This window comes from Pseudomonas sp. WS 5411, assembly GCF_012985595.1.
GTDB classification, from domain to species: Bacteria; Pseudomonadota; Gammaproteobacteria; order Pseudomonadales; family Pseudomonadaceae; genus Aquipseudomonas; species Aquipseudomonas shahriarae.
The window spans coordinates 19,645-42,497 of record NZ_JAARMC010000032.1 but is presented as its reverse complement, the minus strand read 5'-3'; the positions used below and the strand labels follow the sequence as shown (position 1 = coordinate 42,497).

Genomic DNA, 22,853 nt, shown 5'->3' with positions numbered 1-22,853 from the left:
ACACAGAATCGACCATGGATACCAAGGCCAACGGACCCCATTCCACCCCAGTGCTGGATCGCATTGATGAAGCCATCATTGATGTCTTGCGCCATCAGGGGCGTATCACCTACGAAAAGCTGTCTTCGCTGGTGCACCTGACGCCCAGGCCCTGCCTGGAGCGGGTGCGCAAGCTGGAGCGGCGCGGGGTGATTCGCGGCTACGGCGCGATCATTGATGTGCAAATGGTCTCGCCGGGGTTGTCCTTGCTGGTACTGGTGGCCTTGTCGAACCAGAGCGGGCGCTCGGCGCAAAAAGCCTTCGAAGCCTGCGTCAAAGCCTGCCCACAGGTGTTCGAGTGCCAATTGATCAGCGGCCCCTTCGACTACAGCCTGCGCATGCGCTGCCGGGACATGGAGCACTACCGCGTGCTGACGGAAACCTGGTTGAACAATGATGAGCTGCACATCGACAAACTAGTGGCCCATCCGGAGCTGGCGGTGGTGAAAAACACCGCGACTGAGTTGGCCTGAACCCCATCGCCTCACACGATGCAGATCAGATGTTGGGGGGTGGGCTGGTGTGGGGGCTGGCCTGTGTGGGAGCTGGCTTGCCTGCGATGCAGACGCCTCGGTCTATCAGCTATACCGAGGTGATGCTATCGCAGGCAAGCCAGCTCCCACACAAGCCAGCCCGCCATATGCTTCCCATATGCTTCCCATATGTTTCCCACATGTTTTAACCGTGCCCGCCTGAAATCCGCTTGCCGGGGCGCTCACCAATCAGCTTCGCCTGCCCATCCCGCTGCTTCCCCGTCCGCGCCTCGCTGATCAACCCCGGTATCAACTTACCCTCCGGCAAATTCTTCCAGAACCGGCTCGGCAGGTGCCCCTCCATGACCTTGGGATTCAACCGCGCCGGGTTGAAGATATGGCTGTAATAGGTCAGCCACATGGCACTGTGTGGATCTTCGACATTCTGCGCCAACTGCTGCCATTGCTCCGGGCACTGGCGTTGATGAATCAACTGCTCACCGTCGTAATACACCCCATCCAGGGGCGTCGCGATCATCCAGCGATGACGGCCCATGCGCCCGACAAAATGCTGGCTGGCACTGTGCAAAATATCGTGGGCCGGTTCGTGCCAGGCCACGTACTCCGGCAACTCCGGCCCCGCCGCCGCCGGCAGCGCGATAAAACGCACAAACGCATGCAGATGGTGGGCCTCACGCCTTACCTGCTTGATCCGCCGTTGCAACTCGCTGCCCAGTTGATCCCCCGCCATCATCGCCGTGCGGTCACCATGGCTGACGCGCCACAGCACTTCATACAACAGGCTCCAGCGCTGCTCACCGTGGTAACAGGCGGCACTTTCCAGCAGCTCCAGCAGCGCCTTGGGAATGCGTGCCTGGAACGGGCCATTGTGCGTGGGGTAGTGTTCATCGGTGGCAAACAGGTCCGCCACTTCCACTTCGCCCCAACTGACATGGCTGGGGTCGATCTGATGGCTGAGCAGCCAGCGCGCCTGCTCGCGCCAGGTACTGAACAGGTTGTCGCATTCCAGGCTGATCATCCCCATAACCCCATCTGTTGCGGTTGCGGGCGGTCGCGCAGTTGCTCGCGCAGCAGCACGCTGGTGCTTTCCGCCTGCTGGGGGTGGTAGTCGCTGGTGATGAAGAACGGCTTGGCCTTGGTCAACACGCAGCGCATACGCGCCAGGTCTTCAAAACGGATCTTGCGTTGCCGGCGCAGCTCCACCAGGCGTTCGGTGGTACGCAGGCCAATCCCCGGGATACGTGCGATCAACGTCGCCTCGGCACGGTTCAGGTCCAGCGGGAACACCTCGCGATGCTCCAGGGCCCAGGCCAGCTTCGGGTCGATATCCAGCGCCAGATCCCCCGGCCCCGCGAACAGTTCGTTGGCGCGGAAGCCATAACTGCGCAGCAGGAAATCGGCCTGGTACAAACGGTGCTCGCGCATCAGCGGCGGCGCCGCCAGGGGCACGCTTTTCGGGCTATTGGGAATCGGGCTGAACGCCGAGTAGTACACCCGGCGCAACTTGAAGTTGCCATACAGCGCCTCGGCACCGTGCAGGATGGTGCTGTCGTCGGTGTCATCGGCGCCGACAATCATCTGCGTGCTTTGCCCGGCCGGGGCGAACCGCGGTGCCCGGGGCTCGTTGAGCACGGTTTGCTCGCCGGTGAAAATCGTCTGCATCGCCTGCTTGATCGAACCGATCTGTTTCTCCGGCGCGAGGATCTGCAGGCTTTTATCGGTGGGCAACTCAATGTTCACGCTCAAGCGATCGGCATACCGCCCGGCCTCGGCAATCAATGCAGGATCCGCTTCGGGGATGGTCTTGAGGTGGATATAACCGCGAAAGTCATGCTCCTCACGCAGCAACTTGGCGACCCGCACCAGTTGCTCCATGGTGTAGTCCGCCGAACGAATGATCCCCGAACTGAGAAACAGCCCGCTGACGCAATTACGCCGGTAGAAGTCCAGGGTCAGGCTCACCACCTCCTCCGGGTTGAACCGCGCACGGGGCACGTCACTGGAGCGGCGGTTGACACAGTATTGGCAGTCGTAGAGGCAGAAATTGGTCAGCAGCACCTTGAGCAACGACACACAGCGCCCATCGGGTGTGTAGCTGTGGCAGATGCCCATGCCATCGCTCGAACCCAGCCCGACCTTGCCCTCGGAGGTGCGCTTGGGCGCCCCGCTGCTGGCGCAAGACGCGTCGTACTTGGCCGCATCGGCGAGGATGCTGAGTTTTTCGATCAACTGCATGGCGGGCTACCGGATACTGTATTTTTGTACAGTATCAGCAGCGACACCCGGCATTCAAGGAGAGATCGGCGAACGGTAAAACAAATAGTTGTGGGAGCTGCCGACGTTTTTTCAAACATATCAAGAACAGTTGAGCGACCCCGAGCCTTCAATCGTCGCGCGTCAGCACTTCCAGCAACTCAATCTCGAAATGCAGATTGCTATGGGGCTGGATATGCGCGCCCATCGCCCGCTCGCCATACGCCAGATGCGCCGGCACAAACAGCTTGCGCACGCCGCCGACTTTCATCCCCATCAAGCCCTGGTCCCACCCCTTGATCACACGCCCGGTGCCAATCACACACTGGAACGGCTTGCCCCGCTCCCAGGACGAATCAAACACCGTACCGTCTTCCAGGGTGCCGGTGTATTGAGTGGTGATCAGCGCCCCCTTGACCACGGCTTTACCGTCGCCTTGGCGGATGTCGGTGATTTGCAGTTCTTCGTTGCTCATTTGTTCTCTCATTATTTCTGTATAGGATCCCCCAGATAGGTCTTTTCTCAGAATAAGGAAGGATTGGCAAGCACAATTGAAGTCTCCGCTAATAGTTACTCATAAAGTCACAGGAGGCATTCTTACAAGTAGCCGCGAATATCCTCTTCAAAAAACGCCGCAACACTTATATTAAATCCTGAAGAAAAAAAGGACGATGAAAGTCACAGAATTTAATCGGTATTTATGGAGAGCCAACATGACCATCGGATCAAACTTTAACTACCCTGCCGATATTGCAGCGCAGCGGTCACGTTCGAAAAGATCTGAAAAAAGTAAATGGCGCGGACGTTTCCCCAACCCTCCTGATTTATGCTTCGACTATAGGGCATTGGTAGAATTGGATGGGGGAATAGCCAACGCCACTGAAAGCGATCATAAAATCTGCATAGTTGGTGCTGGAATAACTGGACTGACGACCGCCCGAGAGCTATATCGCTGCGGCTTTACCCATATTACCGTACTGGAAAAGTCAAAAAGGATAGGCGGTAGACACCTTACCGTTCTGGGAAACCACAACTCCAACAATATTGGTCGCCCACCATTTGAGATGGGGGCTATGCGAATGCCTTTTTTTAACAGGTCGGATGAACACCCTAACGAAGGTCGATCACTTATGGCCTATTACGCCAAAAAATTCGACCTACTTTCCAGCAATTTCCCGAACCCCGGAAGCCCATGGGTTAAATCAACTGGCATTTATTTACGCGAAGGTAGGGTTGACAATGCCACTCAGCCGACCATGTTGATTTGGAAGAATGAAAATGGGACGACCTCACCACCCGGAGAAGAGTTAGGAAAGGTTTATGCCAAGTGGAAAACCTTTGCCGAACGTTTCACACAAAAAATTGAGCAGTTTTATGGTAGTGATCAATGGGAAAGTCTTTGGAGCTCTATAGTTGAGCGATATGAGAGCATTTCATTTCGGGACTTGGTGAAAATGCCAACAATTACTAATTGGAGCATAGAAAACCCAGGAGACTTTGGAGGTATGGGAATGACCGCACAAGAGTCTGCTATTTTTTATGCAATCGGCATCGGCGATGGTAGTTGGGGAGCATTTTACGACATTTGCTCACTTTACCCTTTACGTACCGCAGCCTTCGGATTTAGCAGTCATCTACAGTTAATACACGGCCGCGTAAGGCCAGACAATAGCGTTCTGGATTCACCGTACCTGCACAGCACGGCTATTTCCGACTCAAAAGGACTGCGATTTAACAAGCCAAACTATATAGGACTCGCAGCACTTGCAGAGTGCCTACTATTTATGAAAGACGCCGAAAACGATAAATCATTGTATGACCACCTTAGAGCATCCAGAAATGGCTTGCTTACCGACTCAATGGTCACAAAATTGACAAAACTACCCAACAGCAAAATACGAGTCAGCTATGACTGGAAGTCCAGCTCAGGATCAAATACCGAAAAACACAGCGAAGACTTCGACTCCGTAATAATTACACTTCCCTCATGGATTATAGAAACCCAAATAAGACTTGAGAACTTCGACCAAGAGATGCTCCCTTTCGACATCATAAATGCCTACAAAACCGCCCATTGGGAAACCAGCTGCAAAATATACGCACCTTTAAAGAAATCTCTACTTTCAAAAAACACCAAAATTCCTCAAGTTATAATTTCCGACAGCTTTATTCATGACACATATATGTACCGCTATAATGAAAACACCACTTACGACTGCATTCTGCTCAGTTACACCTGGGAAGACGACGCGACAAAACTATCAATTTTTGACAACAAAGAACTGGTTAGGCGCTGCATTGACGAGCTAGACAGAATACTAATGAACTCCGAAAACATAAAAGAAAAAATCTCCCCCTATATTGGTCATGAACAGGCGGTCGTCCAGCGATGGATGACTGATAAAAACTCACTCGGCTGCGCCAAACTATATCGCCCTGGCACCTACTACGAAGCGGTAAACCTAATGAAATACAACAGAGACTTCTCACACAAATCCGGCCTATATCTTTGCGGCGAATCATTTTCGGTTGATGCAGGCTGGACAGAGCCCTGCTTCAGGGGAGCCGTAGATGCAGTCATCAATATCTGCAACAAAACAAAGGCAAACTTCAACGGAGGTTTTACCATGCAAGATTATCCAGAGTTCTCAACTAATCATTAACCTCTAAGCACAATAGTAAAACCCACCATCAGAAAAAAACCACATCTCAACAGGATCCGTCCGACTTCCATTTAAACATTTAGTTGACTCTTATAAACACTCAACCACCCCGGTTGCACAACAATAAGAGGTCACACCCCAATGAGCCAACCAACAAGCCCTGTCCGCGTCGCTGTCGTGCAGTTCGACCCCCAGGTCGGCCTGGATAACCGCGAAAGCAATCTGCATCGCAGCCTGGCCTTGGCTGCCGAGGCGGTCAATGGTGGGGCTAACCTGATCGTACTGCCCGAGTTGTCGAACTGCGGTTACTTCTTCAGCAGCCGCCAGGACGCATTCGAGCATGCCGAGCCCGTTCCCGGCGGGGCCAGTGTGCAAGCCTGGATGGCGTTTGCCGCCACCCATCAGGTGTATCTGGTGGCGGGCCTGAATGAGATCGAGGGTCGGCAGTTATTCAATACTGCGGTATTGCTGGGGCCGGATGGGTTGATCGGTAAGTACCGCAAGGCCCACCTATGGAACCTCGAGAAGCTCTGGTTCACCCCTGGCAACCTGGGCTTTCCGGTGTTTGAAACGCCTATCGGGCGCATTGGCCTGTTGATCTGCTGGGACATCTGGTTCCCGGAAGTACCACGCATCCTCAGCCAGCAAGGCGCCGATATTATTTGTAGCCTCAACAACTGGGTGTGGACACCGCCGCCGCTGTTCGACGAGGCCGGTAAATGCATGGCGTCGTACCTGACCATGACCGCCGCCCACGTCAATAATGTGTTTATCGCCGCCGCCAGCCGGATCGGTGAGGAGCGTGATGCACGCTACCTGGGGTGTTCGTTGATTGCCGGGACCAATGGCTGGCCTATCGGCAAAGTGGCGTCGGCTAACCGCCAGGAAATCCTCTTCGCCGATATCGACCTGACCAGCGCCCGCAGTGCGCCGATCTGGAACAGTCTCAACGACCTGCACCGTGACCGGCGCGATGATCTTTACGATCAGATGCTCGGGTATTGCCAGCACCCCGCCCTGCCACGCTAAAGGGAGGGCGAGTCATGGAAAATTTATTCATGAAACCTGGGAACGAGCGATCTCGGGTCGATAAGGCGATCATCGCATTGGGGCTCATCAGCATCTCGCTGATTGTCTGGACGGTCCTCACGCACCAAGGCTCCTGGCCTAGCTACGGCGATATGGTGGCATCATTTCCCGCCCCCATCGCCTGGCTACGCTGGGTACTGGGAGATGTCAGCGAAGTGGCCTTCTACAAGCATGAGCTTGCCTCCCTCGGGTTGTTGGCGGGTGCATACCTGGCCTGGTGGGCCAGCCGCACCGGCAAGCGCTGGCAAGGCTTTGCGATTTGCTACGGCAGTGGGCTGTGGCCGTGGTTGGTGACCAGTTCCCTGCTGGGCCTGCTGCTGAGCAACCTGCTATGGGGTTGGACGGTCACCGCCGAGACCTGGCAACCCACCTTCGCCGCGTTTGTTTCACTGCCGGCAGCAATGGTGCTGATGTTTGGGGGTGGTTGGAAAGTCACCCTCAATGGCGCGTTGTTGGGGGCGCTGCTGGTCACGCCGATGTGCTTGCTGATCGTCAATTTTGTCTGTGTACCGCTGGATTTGCCGGTGGTGATTGGTAACGTGCTGGGCATGGCGGCGGGCAGCGTGATTGCCTTTGTCATCTGTCGCCGCGTGCCGATTCTGGTGCGCTCGGACTATATCGCCGCGGACAAACCATTGCCGCTCAAACCGCCAACCTATGGCCTGGGCTGGAGCTTGCGCAGGGTCTTGGCCGATTTTTCCGAAGCGCCGTTCTTCGGCAATGAGTGGGCCAGCCTTGGCCTACTGGCGGGAGTCCTGCTGGCGTATGCCTTGAACCCGTTGAGTGCCGCCTATGGGTCGGGACTGGTGCTGCAACTGATCGGTGCCCAGTCGCTGACATCGGCTCTGGGTGTACTGATCTGGCGCAGTCAGTGGATCAAGCGCGGTTGGTATCCCACCTACGTGCCGCTGGTCTCGGTCGTACCGGCAGCGGTGCTGACCCATGGCGGGAGTTGGATGGTGATTGGATCGAGTGCGTTGCTTGGCGCGTTGATCGCGCCGCCGCTGGCCTGTGCCATTGCCGGGCGGCTGCCGACACACTTTCATCCCTATATCGGTAATGTAATCTCGATGGCGTTGAGCACCTTGCTGATTGTGCCCGTCGTTGGAAGGTTGATCGCGTAAACAGCCGGGTAAGGCTCTTGAGCCTTACCCGCTCGCAGCCTTACAGCCACCGCCAGAACCGCCCCCAGAACCCCCGCTCCAGATCCGCCTTGCACCCTGCATACTGGCGCGCATACAGATCGGAACGGGCCTTGACCTTGCCGGCTACCGGCAACAGCCACGCCTTGCTGGCATAGGTGCGGTTACGGTAGCCGCCCCAGCCTTCATGGTAGTTGAGGTACTGGCCATAGGCGTCGTATTTGTATACGCCGTTGATGCTGGCGGTCTTGTCCATGTACCAGCCGACAAAGTCGATCGCGTCGTCGAAGTCCTGGCGGCTGGCCCAGTTGCGGCCGGTGCTTTTCTGGTAGTCGCCCCACACTTCATCCTTGGCCTGGGCGTAGCCGGCAGCGGTGCTGACGCGGCCCCAGGGGATGATCCACAGCAGGTATTTGCGCGGAGTCTTGGCGTTCTGCCGGAAGCCCGATTCCTGATACATGATGGCGAACGGCACCTGGATCGGCACACCCCAGCGCTTCTGGGTGACTTTGGCTGCGTCGTACCAGTCGTCCTTTTCGCGGAAGATGCCGCAGATGTCGTCAGGGGTGCGTGGCGGCGAGGTACCGCACGCCGCCAACAGGGTGGTGAATAGCAGGAGGGCTGTGGTTTTTACCGGGGTCAAAAGCATACCTTTGCGTGAGCGCGAAAAAAGCCGACAGTTTACGCGCTCACGCAAGGTGTTGCGGTTACGAATCAATGGGCCTTGATCAAGCCACGGGCACTTTGCGGGTCGAAATGGCCAGGCGACCGATGCCAAAGCTCAATGCGGCACCCAGTACCAACATCAACAAGGTGCTCCACGCCGCGCGGGACAGTTGCTTGGCCGCCACTTCACCGGCCTCGCGGGCCTTTTGTTCGGCCTGGGCCTTGAGTTCTTCGACTTTCTGCACGGCCTGCTGATAGGCCTGGGCATAGTTCTCGACAATCTGGCTGGCCTCGGCCTGGCTCTTGCCAGTACGGGCGGCGACGATGTTCACCAGCGCCTCTTTGTCGGCCGCATTCAACGCCGGCTCACCAGAGGCTTTGACGCGCTCGAACCATTGCTTGAGTTCGGTCGCGGCCTGGGCCGGGTTGGTGGCGGCATCAGTGGCCGATTGCTGACCGTCTGCCGCTGCCTGGTTAGCTGTTTGCTCGACGTTAGCCGGATCCAGTTCAGCCTTGCCGCTTTGCTTGAGCAAGGTGTCGAGCTCGCCCTGCAGGCTATCCCAATCCAGGCTGATGCCCTTTTCGTCCAGCTGCTGCTTGACGCTGTCGCTGATGCCGGGGGCCACGGCGGCAATGCCGCTACCGGCCGCCGACAGGCCTTTGCCTACGACATTGCCCGCGGCGCCGACCACGCTGGTGGCCAATGCCGCCAGCAGCCACGTGGTGAGCAAGGTGGTGATGGTCCAGCTCAGGACACCATGCAAGCCGCCACGATCCGGGGCTGTGCGGCCGGCGACAAAGGCGCCCACGCCAATCGCCAACAGCGTGGAGACAAACAGCCAGATCCCGGCGCCAGTGCCAAAACCGCTCAACGGGTTGCCAGCCGCCATGGGGTCGACCGCACTGGCGCCGATGGCGGTGCCCAGTACGCTGAGTACCAGGTAGGTCACCAGGGCAATTGCACTGCCGGCCAGTACCGAGCCCCAGGACACACGAAAAGGCGAGCGATGGGTTTCATAGAGGGGGGTCATAATCGTTCCTTGGACAAATGAGTAGACCTTCAGTTTGTCCAGGCCGACGCCTGCGGTCTCGGCACAAATGCACTAGGACGACTGGTGCATTCGCACCCCGTCAAGCTGAATCGGTCTGCACTATGCTCAAGGCCAGTTGTCGTACTCCACACAAGCCAGACATGCCCTGTTGCAGGCGCCGATGTCGTTATGTAGCCATTTTGGAGAAACCATGAGCCAGGCCGTTCTCGCCCAAGAAACCAATCGCCGCCAATTGCAGCAGATCATTTCCGGACTGTCCGATGGGGTGATTCTCGCCGAGATCGACCAGAGCATTCTCTGGGCCAACGAAGCCGCGCTGGCCATGCATGGCCTGGATGACATTGCCGGGCTCGGCGCCAACACCGCCGAATACGCCGAGCGCTTTGCCCTGCGCTACCGCAACAATCACCCGCTGCCCCTGGAAGCCTATCCGCTGAGCCGGGTGGCCAACGGCGAAGAGTTCAGTGATGTGGTGGTCGAAGTCACGCCCAGCGCCGACACCGACCGCACCTGGGTCCACCGCCTGCGCAGCCTGGCGCTCACCGACAGCGCCGGCAAGCCGGAACTGCTGGTGCTGATTTTGAGCGATGCCACCGAATGGGCCAGCGCCGAGCAGCGCTTTGAAAAGACCTTCAACGCCAACCCGGCGCCGGCGGTGATCTGCCGCTTGAGCGATCTGCGCTATATCAAGGTCAACCAGGGCTTCCTGGAGATGACTGGCTACAACCGCGACCAGGTGATCGGCCGTTCGGTGTACGAGCTGGACGTGCTGGAACAGGCCGAGCGCAAGGAACTGGCAATCCAGCGCCTGGGCGAAGGCGCGACCATCCCGCAGATGCAAGCCGAGCTGAAACTGCCCGAAGGCGGCAGCAAGCTGGTAATTGTCGCCGGCCAGCCGCTGGATATGAACGATGAGGAGTGCATGCTGTTTTCCTTCACTGACCTTGAGCCCCGGCGCAAGGCCGAAACCGCCCTGCGCCAGAGCGAGGAGCGGTTTGCCAAGTCCTTCCGCCTGACGCCGGTGCCGACCCTGGTGTGCGACGCGGACAATCAGCAGGTGGTGGACGTCAACGACGCGTTCATGAGCGTCACCGGCTACACCAGCGAAGAGTTGATTGGGAAGTCCATCAGCGATATCGACTTCATCGACAGCAAGGAGGCCTGCACGCAGTTGTTCGCCACTCTGGAAAAAGCCGGCAACCTCGACGGCCAGGACCTGAAAATCCGCAAGAAAGGCAATGAGGTGATTGATTGCGTGGTGTCGGCCGACACCGTGAGCATCCAGGACACGACCTGTTACCTGCTGGTGATGATGAATATCACCGAGCGCAAACGCTCGGAGCTGGAGTTGGTGTCGGCTATCGAGGAAGTGATGAAAGACGCGTCCTGGTTCAGCCAGACCCTGATCGAAAAACTGGCCAACGCCAAGAGCGTCAACAGCCCCAACCTGACGACCATCGCCTTTACCGACCTGACCGCCCGCGAGCGGGATGTGCTGGGGCTGATTTGCGAAGGCCTGGCCGACAAGGAAATCGCCTCGCGCTTGAAGCTGGCACCCAATACCGTGCGCAATCATGTGGCCACGGTGTACTCCAAGCTCAACGTGCACAGCCGCAGCGCCGCCATCGTCTGGGCCAGGGAACGCGGGTTGTTTGCCGGGGAACGGCGGGCAAAAAGTGCGAAATAAGGTGCAAATGCACTAGGGCGACCAGTGCAAATTCGCCTTATTTCCGGGCGGTGGGCTGCTTAACCTTGAAGGGTAGGCACAGGGTTTGATGCCCTGTGTCATGGCGAGTTTTTTGCCCTTGAAGGAGGCAGCATGAACAGTGAACAAGTCACCGGCCGCGTGAAAAAAGCCGTGGGCAAGGCTCAGGACTTTCTCGGCGAAATGACCGACGACGAACAACTACAGGCCCAGGGCGTAGCGCGCCAGGCGGCCGGCCAACTGCAACAGACCTATGGCGATGCGCTGGACACTGTTGGTGACTTTGCCCAGCGCAAGCCCCTGGCCACCGTGGCGATCGTTGCTGGCGTGGGCCTGGTGCTGGGCCTGTTGCTGCGTCGTCGTTGATGGGGGCTGGCATGTTTACCCTGGCCCAACTGCGTAATTGCATCGAAGAAGCCCTGTTGCCGCTGACCTGCGAATTCACCCTGTGCCGCGACTCGTCACTGACCTTGAAAGTGTTTGACGCCCAGAGCGGCCGCGTGGACCTGGTGGTCACCGGGATCAGCGTCAACAAACTCAAGACCCCGCAGGACGTCGCAACGATGGTCGAGGAACTGCGCTACGAATTGCACAGCAACACCGTGGGCGGCGCGCTCTCCATCTGACAACACCCCCTCTGTAGGGACGCCTACCCCTGTGGGAGCGGGCTTGCCCGCGATGGCGGTGAGACAGCCAACAGTGACTTGACTGACCCACCGCCATCGCGAGCAAGCTCGCTCCCACAGGGGCGCAGCTCCGCTGCTTTGGCCTTGTCTACAACGGGCGTGGCTTCAACGATGCCCCTATAAAGTAGAACAGCCCCCCGGCCACGATAAACCCCGCCAACATGTAGAACATGTAGTGCGCCGGCAGGCTCGCCAGCACCAGGCCGCACAACACCGGCCCCAGTGCGGCGCCGAGGTTGGAGAGGTTTTGCGCACCGTAGTACATGCCGCGCAGGTGGTCAGGGGCGATGCGGTCGATAAACATGTATTCGGCGGGAAACACGATGATCTCCCCCACGGTGAAGATCGCCATCGACACCACCCACCACCACACGCTGGTGGACAGCGCAAAACCCATCACCCCGAGCATGAACATGCCCAGCCCGAAGATCAGCCAGCGGCTCAGGTGACGGTGGCTGATCTGCCGACCGATCACGTATTGCAGGGCGATAACCAGCAGGGCGTTGGTGGTCAGGATGGCGCTGATCACGGTGTAGGTGTATTCGGCGTCCGAGGTGGTCACCAGGTACTGCGACAGGTAGGCGGTGAACTGCCCGAATACCACGGCACTGAGCAGGCCGCCGAGGGTGAAGCACACCAGGCGATGATCGCGCAGCAATACCCGGCCCACCGCCAGGAACGGCACCGGTTTTTGCGCGGCGTCCACCGTGGCCAGGCTGCGGTCGCCCCAGCGCCAGTACAGCAGGAAGAACCCCATCCCCAGCAACACCGACAAGACAAACGGCAAGCTCATATCGACCTTGGCCACCATCGCCCCCAGAAACGGCCCTACCGCGTAGCCGATATTGGTCAGGGTGTACTTGATGGAAAACACTTCGCTGCGCGCGTCGACGGGCAACAGGCTGGCAAAGCCGGCCTTGACCGCGACATCGATCACCGCATACGCCAGGTTGATCAGGATCAGGCAACTGTAGAAAAGCCATAGCTCGCGAGCCAGCAAAGTGCCGACGAATCCCAGGACGAACAGCAGGCTCAGGCCCAGCAGCAGCCGGTAGCTATTGACCCGGTCCACGAGGAAACCGCCGTACACGCTCAACAGGGAACCGACGATCAACGAGCTGCCGATCACCAGGCCCACTTGGCTGATGCCCAGGGCGAAGTGACTGGACAGGTAGATCACCATGTACGGAAAGGTGATCGCCTTGGCCAGGGTCAATACCAGCGTGGCCGATAGCAGCAGGTTTACGCTGCGGGGGTAGTTTTTTATTGTTTTCAGCATCCTGCTCTCGTTTCCTGAAAAGAGTCGTAGCACACGCCATGACGGGCGCATTGCGCAGCTACCTTACCTCAGGATGAGCAGCAAAAAAGACTGTTTTATGCATTCGTGCATGCGATTTTTAAATGCGCGCAGCGAAGGGGGGGAAAGCGGCATCAGCCCATTTCCCCCCACACCCGTTATTTGGCAGGGGTGATGTCGAGGATGGTGCCATTGGTGATTTTCACCAGCACATAACGATCATTGATCCGCGCCCACTGGCTGTCGTCGTGGGGCGGTTTCAGGCCGCGCTTTTTCCAGTCGCCCAGGGCCGACTCCTTGCGCACCAGGATATCCGGCGCACGGTCTCCAACTTTCAAGTCTCGGGTGTTGATGTTCGAAGGCTCCACGGTTTTCTGCGGATTGTCCTCGGCTTGCACGGTAACGCTGGCGGTGGACAGGCTGGCGGCAACCAGCAGGCTGGCAATCAGGGACGTTGCTTTCATGGGTATTCCTTCAGTAAATAATGCGTACCCAGGTTCCGACAGCAGGGCCCTGCAATCATTCACCGGCAATACAGCCACGGGTATCGGTGCCTGCTAATCTTGCGCCAGCCCTCCATCGAGTCCGAGAACAATGAAAACAGCCCTGACCCGAACCAAACTGCTGGCCAGCGCCCTGATCGTGATCGCCGTGATTGGCGGTGCCACTTATTACTTACTGGACCGCCGCGCCACCCATGGCCTGCTTGACGGTCCCGAATACAGCGAAGCGCAACTCAATGAGGGCGGTGTGGATGGCATCCGGGACCTGCCGTTGCCAGAAGCAAAAAAACGCCTGAATTACCTGATCCTCGATATGCGCGACGGCATCAACCGCATCGCCATGCTCGAAAGCATGCGCCTGGAAATCGGCCCGGCCACCGCTACACCAGGCGAACAGAAAGAGCTGAACTATGAGGAGCCGTTCGTGCCCTTCCCCGCCGCCGAACTGAAGGCGGCATTGACCGACCTCAAGCGTACACCGGGGCAGTTCCAGCAGTTGTTCTTCGACAATGCGTCCGGGCTGAAGCTGGAAGTCGAGGCGATTCGCGAGGTGCTCAAGCGCGGGGCCCTGCCCGATCAGCAGACCGAAGCCAGCTATCGCATCCAGACCCTGTACTTTCGCGACGGCTCGCAGCAGCCGTTCGCCGAGGTGGCGATCAAGGATGAGGACAGTGAGGAGCAGGACCAGGACACCACCCAGGCCGAACTCAAGCTCAACAAGCCCCTGGAACGCATCAGCCTGGCCCTGACGTATCAGGCCTACCCCGGCTTCAATAAAATCGTCCTGGACCGGGCCCACCCGAAAGCCACCGCCGAGGGTGGCGAGGTGTACCAACTGACCCATCTGGGCGACGCCAGCGCCTCCTTGCAACTGGCAACGCCGAAAAACAAATCCTATGTGATCCAAGGCCTGACGGCCGATGGCAAGACCCTGTACAGCGGCGGCAACAGCTCCAATTCCTCGCCCACCGCCGAACAAAAGGCCAACCTGCGGGCCTATTACAACGAACTGCTGCGTATGGAAGACAACTTCGCCGACTTCAAGAGTGCCGCGGCGGTGCAGGATCATCTGGAACAGTTCGCCAGCAACCTGCCCAGCTCCGACAGCGAGCTGAGTAACGTGCAGGCCACCTACCAATTCGAAGACACCCCCGCCAGCATCGTGATTTACGTGCTGGACCCGCTCCAACCCCAAACCCTTGATTGGGACATGCACAACAGCACCGCCCCTCGCGAGCGCTACATCGCCTACGACAGCGCCAGCGAAAGCAGCGGTTTTATCGACAGCAAGGGGCAATGGGTGGTCAAGCCGCGCTTCAAGCGCATTGATACCACCGAGATGCCCGGCGTGTACCACATCATGGTCGGCGAAAAATCCTCCGGCGAGGGCTGGAGCGAATTGCAGTTCAAGTACTTTGCCTTTGTACCCGGTACGCAAACGTTGAAAGAACTGCCCTTCGAAATCATCGACAGCGCGGTCAACGACGACCTAATGATTGTCGAGCGTGAAACCAACGGCCCCTATGGGGTCTACGACGTGAGGAAGCTACAGGTCGTGGTGCCCATGAAGTACGTCAACCCCAGTGTGATCGGCAACGTGTTCATCGCCCGCCCTGGCGAGACCACCTATGGCTCGAACTCGTTGTACGGCGCCTGGAGCCTGAGCGGCAAGGAGCTGTTGGCACCGCGCTACTCCGCAATCAACGGCAGCGGCGAGTTTATCTACGCCACCTCCGCCGACCAGAAACAGACCGACGTCTACAACCTGCAGATGAAGAAACTCAACCCACCCGGCGCGACCGTCTTCGGCCAGTTTGTCCAGGGCCAGCCCCTGCTGATCCAGGACCGTGGCAGCCGCAAATACAGCTTTATCAACGAACAGGGCAAGGCGCTGCCTTTGAGCCTGCCATTCGATGACGTCAACCCGTTCTCCAACGGCATGGCGGTGGTGCAAAAGGGCAGCCGCTATGGCGCCATTGATGTACACGGCAAACTGCGCGTGCCCGTGACCTACAGCAAACTCAACCCCTTCCAGAAGAACCTCGCCTCGGCAGAAATGGATGGGTTTGAAGGCTTGTTATTGATCGACAAAAACAACCGCGTGGTGAAAAAACTGGGGTCGTATACCCAGTACAGCTTCCCGTACAACAGCAACGAAGCGACCTATAGCATCTGGGATGTGAAAGACGAGAACCGGGTGAATGTGTTTGATGCTGACGGGGTGCAGGTGGACTCCTACCAGCGCGAGTAAGCCATATCTTTCTGACAAGGCAGCTCGATACGGGCGACATCCGCTATGATCAGCGCCTTTAATCCTACAGATAAGGAAATCCAATGTTCGGCGCCGTTTTCTGGGTCATCTTGATCGGTTCTCTAAGTGTGATCGCGCTTTACTTGATCGGTCTCTACAACTCGCTAGTCACTTTGCGAAATCGATTCAAGAACGCGTTCAGCCAGATCGAAGTGCAACTCAAACGGCGCCATGACCTGATCCCCAATCTTGTGGAGACCGCCAAGGCTTACATGAACCATGAGCGCGGCACGCTGGTGGCCGTCACCGAGGCCCGCAACGTCGCCGCCGCCTGCCTCAAGCTCGCGGCAGCAGAACCGGGCAGTGCCCGGTCAATCGTGCAGTTAGGCAAAGATGAGGGGCGACTTAACACTGCAATGGATAACCTGAATGTTTCGCTTGAGGAATATCCTGACCTGCAAGCATCAGAAATAATGATGCAACTGAACGATGAAATGACCAGTACCGAAGACCGCATCGCGTATGCACGGCAGTTTTTCAACGACGCGGTGATGGAATACAACATCTTCCGCCAGCAATTCCCGACGATCTTGATGGCCGATGCCGTCGGACATGGCTCGGACGCTACCTTGCTGGTGTTTGAAGACAGCAAGCAGATTCAAAACGCCCCAACCGTATCCTTTACCTGATTCCAGCCACGGATGGCCGCATGAATTTTTTTGCGCACCAGGATCGAGCTCGGCGCGGTTCCAGGTATTACACGCTGCTGACCTCGGTCATCGTGCTCGGCCCGGCACTGCTATGGGGCCTATCGACCGAGACGATCGACGACGTGGGCTGGGCCGAAATCTGTGTGGCGATGCTTCTCTTCATCTCGGTAAGTTACTGGTTCCTAAACCGCAAGCTGAAGGACGGCGGCAGCGCCATTGCCGAACAATACGGCGGGTATCTGATCAGCCTGGATCCCCATGAGAATGATCGCTGGCTGTTGGATATTGTCGAGGAAATGGCCATCGCCTCCGGCAGCCCGGTGCCCATGGTTTACCTGCTTGATGCCGATGGCATCAACGCCTTTGCCGCCGGACGCACCCCGCAGGACTCGGTCATGGGTGTGACCTATGGCGCCGCAGCCATTCTCGACCGTGAAGAAATGCAAGGCGTTATCGCCCATTTGTTCAGCGCGACTCACAGCAACGACATGCGTCTTGATACACGGATGAAAGGGGTACACTTAGGTTCCGGCCTGTTGGTTTTAATCATCGGTTTGAGCTCCGCATCCTTGCTCCCCGTTGGTCTGGGCTGGATCTTCCTTATGTTCCTTGCCATGTCCCGCGTCCGTCGCCAGCGAAAGTACCTGGCCGACGCCGCCGCTGCGCAATTCACACGTAACCCGCAGAGCGTAGCAAGCGCCCTGAGGAAAATTGGCGGGCATGAATACGGCGCACTCATTGGATATCGTGACAAGGAAGATTGCCCTCAGATGTTTTTCGCAACGCCGTTCAAAAATCTCGAACAACGCCTGGACTCACCTTACCCTCCTCTGGAAAAGCGCATCTGGCGCCTTGATCCCGACTGGGATGGCGAATACCCCGAGGTTCCATGATTGGAATCCCCGAGGTGAGATGCAGGATGCCGGAAGGGCTTGAAACACCCGCGCTTTAAACTGACGGGGTTCCACCATTGCCGGCGTGAAATATTTCCTGTAAGTTTTCATGAAATTTCTCGACATAAATTTCATGACACCACAAGAAGAACTTGCCGCCCTGGCGACCCTGATCCACGATCTGCGCAAGCATAAGAAACTCACCCTCACTCAATTGGCACAAAAGATCGAGCGTTCGGTAGGTTTCCTGTCCCAGGTCGAGCGGGGTCTGTCGCGACCTACCGTGGCGGACCTGACTGCCATCAGCCATGCCCTCGATGTGCCCACCACTTATTTCTACAGCGTGCCCAAACCCAAGGCGGTGGATTGGGTCACCCGCCCCAACGAGCGGCGCACGGTGTATTACGCCAACGGCATCACCGACATCCTCGTCTCCCCCAGCATGCAGGGGGCGTTTTCGATCCTCGACAGCCTGCTCGAACCCGGCGCCAACAGTGGCGAGCAGACCATGAGCGACCGCGCCGAGCAGGCCGGTTATGTACTCGAAGGCCACCTGACCCTGTGGGTCGAAGGCGAGGCCGACGCGGTGACTCTCGGCCCCGGCGACAGCTTTCACCTCGCCAGTTTTGCCCACTGCCGCTACGGCAACCTGACCGACCTGCCGGCACGCGTGCTGTGGGTCTACAACTAAGGCACACCAAGGAGCGTCACCCGTGAAAAGCCATTCCTCCACGTTACTGGCCGAAGTACGGACCTTTCGCCAGAACCATCCGGATGTACGTTATGTCGACCTGATCTCCCTGGATATCCCAGGGCGTTTCTACGGCAAGCGCTACCCGGTTGAAATGTTGGAAAAAGTCGCCGCCGGCAGCCCCCTGAAGCTGCCGCAGAACGCCGTGCTGCTGGGCGCCCAGGGCGGTCTGTTCAAGATTGGCGACTACTGCTTCCATGACGGCGACCCCGACGCCAACCGCCGCCTGGTGCCCGGCACGCTCAAGCCGGTGAGCTGGGAAGCCCAGCCTCTGGGGCAAATGCTGATCACCTCCGACGGCACCGAGGCCCCCATCGAATTCGAACCCCGTGAAGTCCTGGCCAAAGTCCTCGAGCGCCTGCACCGCAAGGGCATTCACCCGGTGGTGGCGTTTGAGCTGGAGTTCTACCTGTTCGATAAAAAGCTCAACGACGGCCTGCCGCAATTTGCCCGCGACCCGTTGAGCGACGACCCCGATGACCAACCGACCCTGCATATCGAGCGGCTGTCGCGTTTTGCGCCGGTGCTCGATGATATGGTGCAGACCGCCCAGGCCCAGGGGATCGACATTACGGTGATCACTGCCGAACTGGGCCCCGGCCAGTTTGAAATCAACTTTGGTCACCTCGACGATGGCCTCCGCGCCGCCGACTGGGCCGCCCTGTTCTGCCGCAGTACCCGTGGCGTGGCGCTCAAGCATGGCTATCGCGCCAGTTTCATGGCCAAGCCCTACCTGCAACATCCGGGCAGTGGCATGCATGTGCATGTGAGCCTGTATGACGCCGCCGGCAACAACCTGCTGGCGGCGCACCAGCAACAGCCGTTGCGCCACGCGGTGGCGGGTTGCCTGGCACTGCTGCCGCACTGCATGCCGATTTTCTCGCCCAACCACAACGCCTTCCGCCGCCTGGGCGGCACGGTCAATGCGGCCACCAAGGCCTGCTGGGGTTATGAGGACCGTGACGCCTGCGTGCGCATTCCCGAGTCCGACCCGCGCAACCTGCGGATCGAACATCGGTTGGCCAGTGCCGACGCCAACCCGTACCTGGTGCTGGCGGCGATCCTGGTCGGGCTGGAGCACGGCCTGGACGCCGCACAGGAGCCTATCGCACCGCTGAACGAAGACCGCACCAGCGGCCATGACTTCCCCCTGGAAATGCTCGAGGCGGTGCGCGCCATGCAGCAACAACCGGTCCTGCGCGAGGGCTTGGGGGCGGAGTTTGTCGACGTCTATTGCGAAAACAAACGCCAGGATCACCTGGCCTTCCAGCAGGAGATCAATGCGCGGGAATATCGCTGGTACCTGTAGATACCGAGCACCCTGCATATTCCTTGTGGGAGCTGGCTCCCACATTTTGAGCTTCGCGGCCTTGAGTAAGGTGCTACTTTGAAAAAGCCCGACCATCGCCCTCTCCTGCGGACTGCCCATGACCGACCAAAGCGCCCCTGCCCTCAAGGAAATCTTCAACGTCGAACGCCTGCAACACATCGCCGATGAGATGAGCGCGGTGTACCCGCCCTTCGATGCCCAGGGCTTTCTCAAGCACGCCAAGCGTGACCTGGCCGGGTTGTCGGTCATGCAGCGCATGGCTCGGGTCAGTGAAAGCCTGCACGCGGTGATGCCCCTGGACTACCCGCAAACCCTCGAACATTTGTATGCCCTGGCCCCGCGCCTGAACAGAGGTTTTGTCAGCCTGTTCCTCGGGCATTATGTGGCCAGCTATGGCCTGGATGATTTCCAGCGCTCAATGGCGGCGCTCAAGTACTTCACCACATTTGGCTCTGCCGAATTTGCTGTGCGGGCCTTTCTGCTCAAGGATTTCGAACGCACCCTGGCGGTGATGCAGCAGTGGTCGCTGGATGACAACGAGCACGTACGCCGCCTCGCCAGCGAGGGCTCGCGGCCGAGGTTGCCATGGTCGTTTCGCCTGGCCCAGGTGCAGGCCGATCCGCGCCTGTGCGCGTCGATCCTGGAGAACCTCAAGGCCGACAGCAGTCTGTATGTACGCAAGTCCGTGGCCAACCACCTCAATGACATCACCAAGGACCATCCGGATTGGGTGCTGGAGGTCATCGAAAGCTGGTCCCTGGACAACCCCCACACCGCCTGGATCGCCCGCCACGCCCTGCGCAGCTTGATCAAACAAGGCAATACCCGCGCGCTGACGATCATGGGGGCCGGGGCGCGGGCTGAGGTGAAAATTCACCAGTTCAAGGTCGAGCCCCCGGTGATTCGCCTGGGCGAGCGGATCAACCTGTCGTTCAGCCTCGAATCCACCACCAGCGCCCCACAAAAACTGGTGGTGGACTACGCCATCGACTATGTAAAAAGCGCAGGCCATAGCGCCGCCAAAGTGTTCAAGCTCAAGGCTTTTACCCTCGGCGCGGGTGAACGGCATACCCTGCTGCGTGGCCAACATATCCGCGATATGACCACGCGCAAGCACTACCCCGGCCGGCATACGGTGCATGTGCTGGTGAACGGCGAACGCCTGGCCAGCAGCGACTTCGAGCTGCTCGACTGACCACCTTTACCAAGACGAAGGCTCTATCTCGGGCCTTTCAGCGATATTTATTGTCCGACAATACTGGTTTTTGGTGTTGCGATCCATTATCATCTGCCGCCTTCTTGGTACCCGCCAGGGTATCTGTGTCAATGTTCCACCTGAGGCGCCCATGCACCGTTTCTCGTTTTACTGCCCTTTGATTTGCGCCAGTCTGGGGCTTGTTTCGCACACTGCTCATGCCGCGTTGCAACCCATGGCCGAAGCTGCACTTGCCAACGAATCCGAGCTGCACTGCCACTTCAACCGTGATGCCAGCACCGATTGCACCACCACCTACCGCTACACCATTCTCAAGCCCAGCGGCCGGGAAATTTTGTCGCGAATCGACTTCAACTATGCCGAAGGCGATAGTTTTGAAGTGCTGCACGCCGAGTCCACCCAGCCCGGCGGCAAGCCACAGCTGCTCGGCGAAGCACAGATCGACACGCGCACCGCGCCCAACCCTGACCAGGGGTTTTCCAGGCTGAAGCAAACGTCCCTGGCCTTCCCCAACCTGCGGGTCGGCACGCAGATCCGCTACACCGTGCGCGAACATCACCCCGCCAAGCCGCTGATGACCGAGTTCCACTACGCCCTGCAGTTCGGCCCCAGCAATGCGCGGCGCGACCGGCTCAAGGCGCGCTTCACCGCAGAACGGCCGATCGAGTGGCGCGCCGAGTTGATGGACGGCTTCACCATTACCCCCTCGGTCAATCGCAAGACCCTGGATATCGAGCAAAAGACGCCGACCTATCTCAACTACATCAACGAATCGGGCCACGCCTATATCCGCCTGATCCCACGGATCGAAGTGGGCAGCAGCCTCGATATGCAAAAACATTTCGGCGGCTTTGCCCAGCGCTACAACCAGATCCTCGCGGCCAAGCTGCCGGCTGACAGTGCCGCCGCCGTAGCTGCGGTGAAGGGCTTGGACCCGGCGCAGCAAGTGGCCGGCCTGATGCAGCACATCAACGACCATTACCGTTACCTGGGTGACTGGCGTGCCACCGATCGCGGCTATGTGCCGTTTAACCTGGAGGAGATCGAACAGCACGGTTATGGCGACTGCAAGGACCTGTCCATCCTCCTCACCGCCATGCTCAAGGCCAGCGGGATCAAGGCCGAGACTGCCTGGGTCAGCCGTGGGGATGTGGTGGATTCGCTGCTGGTGCCGGGCACCGGTGCGCCCAACCATGCCATCGTGCGCGCCGAAGTGGCCGGCCAGGTGTGGTGGCTGGACCCGACCAACCCGGTGTTCGCTCCAGGCCAGACCCTGCCCGATATCCAGGACCGCTGGGTACTGGTCAACGATGCCCAGGGCCGGGTGCGTGAGGAACATATCCCCCTGGCACGCCCTGACACCAGCATCCGCCTGGACAAGCAGGTGCATTACGACAAACAGGGCAATGGCACGACCCGCGCCAGCGTCACCTTCAGCCGCCTGCCCCTGATGCAACTGAGCATGGCTGATCGCGAACAGGGAGCTACCGCCACCGACCAGAACATCTGCGACAACTTTGGCCGCGAGATCAGCGATTGCCAGGTCACCCGCCAGCCCACCGGGTTCGTGCAGCCCGACAGCTACACGGTCAAGGCCAGCATGACCGACCTGGGCGCCCTGGAAAAACTCGACGAAGGCTACGTCTACACCGACCAGTCGCTCAAAGAGAAATGGGACGGCCTGCTCAACTACCGCCGCAACGGGCAACGGGGCGACCTGTACATGGGCAACCCGGACACCGTCGACTACACCTTTACCTTGACCGGCGGGCAGATGGACAAGCCTGTTCAAGGCTGCAAGATCAACTCGCCGTGGTATGACCTGGAACTCGATGGCGAACAGCTCAAGGATGGCTTGCGCTACCACTACCGGTTGACCCAGAAAGTGCGCTGGTTGAGCCATGATGAAATCGTCAGCGCGCCGTTTGAAAAGATGATCAACGATGCTCGTGCGTGTGGTGAACAGGTACACCAGACAGTAAAACTCTAAGCCCACACACAGTCCCATGTGGGAGCTGTCTCGCCCTGCGAGGCTGCGATGGCGGCAGGTCAGTCAACATCAATGCTGGCAGTACCGCCGCCATCGCAGCCTCGCTAGGGCTCGACAGCTCCC

General features: G+C 58.7%; 21 protein-coding genes. 14 read left to right on the top strand and 7 right to left on the bottom strand.

The window, feature by feature from the left end:
* The first annotated feature begins 14 nt into the window (after positions 1 to 14).
* A complete protein-coding gene (locus HBR93_RS25420) occupies positions 15 to 512 on the top strand; it encodes an Lrp/AsnC family transcriptional regulator (protein WP_057439425.1) in 498 nt (165 codons plus the stop codon).
* Positions 513 to 717: 205 nt separating this feature from the next.
* Here HBR93_RS25420 and HBR93_RS25415 read toward each other — a convergent pair whose 3' ends face one another.
* The 3 genes from HBR93_RS25415 to HBR93_RS25405 form a co-directional block, all read right to left on the bottom strand.
* Positions 718 to 1,551, bottom strand: coding sequence for a TIGR03915 family putative DNA repair protein (locus tag HBR93_RS25415; RefSeq protein ID WP_057439426.1), 834 nt, complete (start codon positions 1,549 to 1,551; stop codon positions 718 to 720).
* Positions 1,548 to 2,768 (bottom strand): putative DNA modification/repair radical SAM protein, encoded by a 1,221-nt coding sequence (locus HBR93_RS25410; RefSeq protein ID WP_057439427.1) that lies wholly within the window; start codon positions 2,766 to 2,768, stop codon positions 1,548 to 1,550. Before HBR93_RS25410 ends, HBR93_RS25415 begins: the two co-directional genes overlap by 4 nt.
* Positions 2,769 to 2,916: 148 nt before the next feature.
* Complete coding sequence (locus HBR93_RS25405; RefSeq protein ID WP_057439428.1) at positions 2,917 to 3,261, bottom strand: FKBP-type peptidyl-prolyl cis-trans isomerase; 345 nt, start codon at positions 3,259 to 3,261, stop codon at positions 2,917 to 2,919.
* Between the two features lie 238 nt (positions 3,262 to 3,499).
* Here HBR93_RS25405 and HBR93_RS25400 point away from each other — a divergent pair, with 238 nt between their 5' ends.
* The 3 genes from HBR93_RS25400 (at position 3,500) to HBR93_RS25390 (ending at position 7,662) form a co-directional block, all read left to right on the top strand.
* Positions 3,500 to 5,449 (top strand): FAD-dependent oxidoreductase, encoded by a 1,950-nt coding sequence (locus HBR93_RS25400; protein ID WP_169961335.1) that lies wholly within the window; start codon positions 3,500 to 3,502, stop codon positions 5,447 to 5,449.
* Between the two features lie 141 nt (positions 5,450 to 5,590).
* The gene (locus tag HBR93_RS25395) at positions 5,591 to 6,478 is read left to right on the top strand and encodes a nitrilase family protein (RefSeq protein ID WP_057439430.1); all 888 of its coding nucleotides are present in this window, start codon (positions 5,591 to 5,593) and stop codon (positions 6,476 to 6,478) included.
* A 14-nt stretch (positions 6,479 to 6,492) separates the two neighbouring features.
* Positions 6,493 to 7,662 (top strand): hypothetical protein, encoded by a 1,170-nt coding sequence (locus HBR93_RS25390; protein WP_169961334.1) that lies wholly within the window; start codon positions 6,493 to 6,495, stop codon positions 7,660 to 7,662.
* Between the two features lie 40 nt (positions 7,663 to 7,702).
* Here the strand turns inward: HBR93_RS25390 and HBR93_RS25385 are convergent, their stop codons facing one another.
* Positions 7,703 to 8,329: a hypothetical protein gene (locus HBR93_RS25385; RefSeq protein ID WP_057439431.1), complete on the bottom strand. Its 627-nt coding sequence runs from the start codon at positions 8,327 to 8,329 to the stop codon at positions 7,703 to 7,705.
* Between the two features lie 79 nt (positions 8,330 to 8,408).
* A complete protein-coding gene (locus tag HBR93_RS25380) occupies positions 8,409 to 9,377 on the bottom strand; it encodes a hypothetical protein (RefSeq protein WP_169961333.1) in 969 nt (322 codons plus the stop codon).
* A gap of 211 nt (positions 9,378 to 9,588) precedes the next feature.
* On the opposite strand from HBR93_RS25380, the gene HBR93_RS25375 reads away from it, so the two are divergent.
* The 3 genes from HBR93_RS25375 to HBR93_RS25365 all read left to right on the top strand — a co-directional run bounded on the left by HBR93_RS25375 (position 9,589) and on the right by HBR93_RS25365 (position 11,729).
* The gene (locus HBR93_RS25375; RefSeq protein WP_057439433.1) at positions 9,589 to 11,085 is read left to right on the top strand and encodes a helix-turn-helix transcriptional regulator; all 1,497 of its coding nucleotides are present in this window, start codon (positions 9,589 to 9,591) and stop codon (positions 11,083 to 11,085) included.
* A 132-nt stretch (positions 11,086 to 11,217) separates the two neighbouring features.
* On the top strand, positions 11,218 to 11,469 hold the full coding sequence (locus tag HBR93_RS25370) for a CsbD family protein (RefSeq protein WP_057439434.1): 252 nt from the start codon (positions 11,218 to 11,220) through the stop codon (positions 11,467 to 11,469).
* An 11-nt stretch (positions 11,470 to 11,480) separates the two neighbouring features.
* Complete coding sequence (locus HBR93_RS25365) at positions 11,481 to 11,729, top strand: DUF1652 domain-containing protein (protein ID WP_038441863.1); 249 nt, start codon at positions 11,481 to 11,483, stop codon at positions 11,727 to 11,729.
* A gap of 148 nt (positions 11,730 to 11,877) precedes the next feature.
* On the opposite strand, the gene HBR93_RS25360 is transcribed toward HBR93_RS25365, so the two are convergent.
* A complete protein-coding gene (locus tag HBR93_RS25360; RefSeq protein ID WP_057959124.1) occupies positions 11,878 to 13,068 on the bottom strand; it encodes an MFS transporter in 1,191 nt (396 codons plus the stop codon).
* Positions 13,069 to 13,244: 176 nt separating this feature from the next.
* On the bottom strand, positions 13,245 to 13,550 hold the full coding sequence (locus HBR93_RS25355) for an RcnB family protein (protein WP_057959123.1): 306 nt from the start codon (positions 13,548 to 13,550) through the stop codon (positions 13,245 to 13,247).
* Positions 13,551 to 13,680: 130 nt separating this feature from the next.
* On the opposite strand from HBR93_RS25355, the gene HBR93_RS25350 reads away from it, so the two are divergent.
* The 7 genes from HBR93_RS25350 to HBR93_RS25320 all read left to right on the top strand — a co-directional run bounded on the left by HBR93_RS25350 (position 13,681) and on the right by HBR93_RS25320 (position 22,730).
* Positions 13,681 to 15,840 (top strand): WG repeat-containing protein, encoded by a 2,160-nt coding sequence (locus tag HBR93_RS25350; protein ID WP_169961332.1) that lies wholly within the window; start codon positions 13,681 to 13,683, stop codon positions 15,838 to 15,840.
* A gap of 83 nt (positions 15,841 to 15,923) precedes the next feature.
* Entirely contained in the window at positions 15,924 to 16,529 is a 606-nt protein-coding gene (locus HBR93_RS25345; protein ID WP_057444126.1) for a LemA family protein, read from the top strand.
* A 20-nt stretch (positions 16,530 to 16,549) separates the two neighbouring features.
* Positions 16,550 to 17,443 (top strand): M48 family metalloprotease, encoded by an 894-nt coding sequence (locus HBR93_RS25340; protein WP_169961331.1) that lies wholly within the window; start codon positions 16,550 to 16,552, stop codon positions 17,441 to 17,443.
* 133 nt (positions 17,444 to 17,576) lie between these two features.
* Positions 17,577 to 18,134, top strand: coding sequence for an XRE family transcriptional regulator (locus tag HBR93_RS25335; RefSeq protein WP_057439438.1), 558 nt, complete (start codon positions 17,577 to 17,579; stop codon positions 18,132 to 18,134).
* 22 nt (positions 18,135 to 18,156) lie between these two features.
* A complete protein-coding gene (locus HBR93_RS25330) occupies positions 18,157 to 19,503 on the top strand; it encodes a glutamine synthetase family protein (RefSeq protein ID WP_169961330.1) in 1,347 nt (448 codons plus the stop codon).
* A 118-nt stretch (positions 19,504 to 19,621) separates the two neighbouring features.
* Positions 19,622 to 20,719 carry a DNA alkylation repair protein gene (locus HBR93_RS25325; protein WP_169961329.1) on the top strand — a complete coding sequence of 366 codons (1,098 nt, stop codon included), beginning with the start codon at positions 19,622 to 19,624 and terminating at the stop codon, positions 20,717 to 20,719.
* 151 nt (positions 20,720 to 20,870) lie between these two features.
* Positions 20,871 to 22,730: a DUF3857 domain-containing transglutaminase family protein gene (locus HBR93_RS25320; RefSeq protein ID WP_169961328.1), complete on the top strand. Its 1,860-nt coding sequence runs from the start codon at positions 20,871 to 20,873 to the stop codon at positions 22,728 to 22,730.
* Positions 22,731 to 22,853 lie beyond the last annotated feature (123 nt).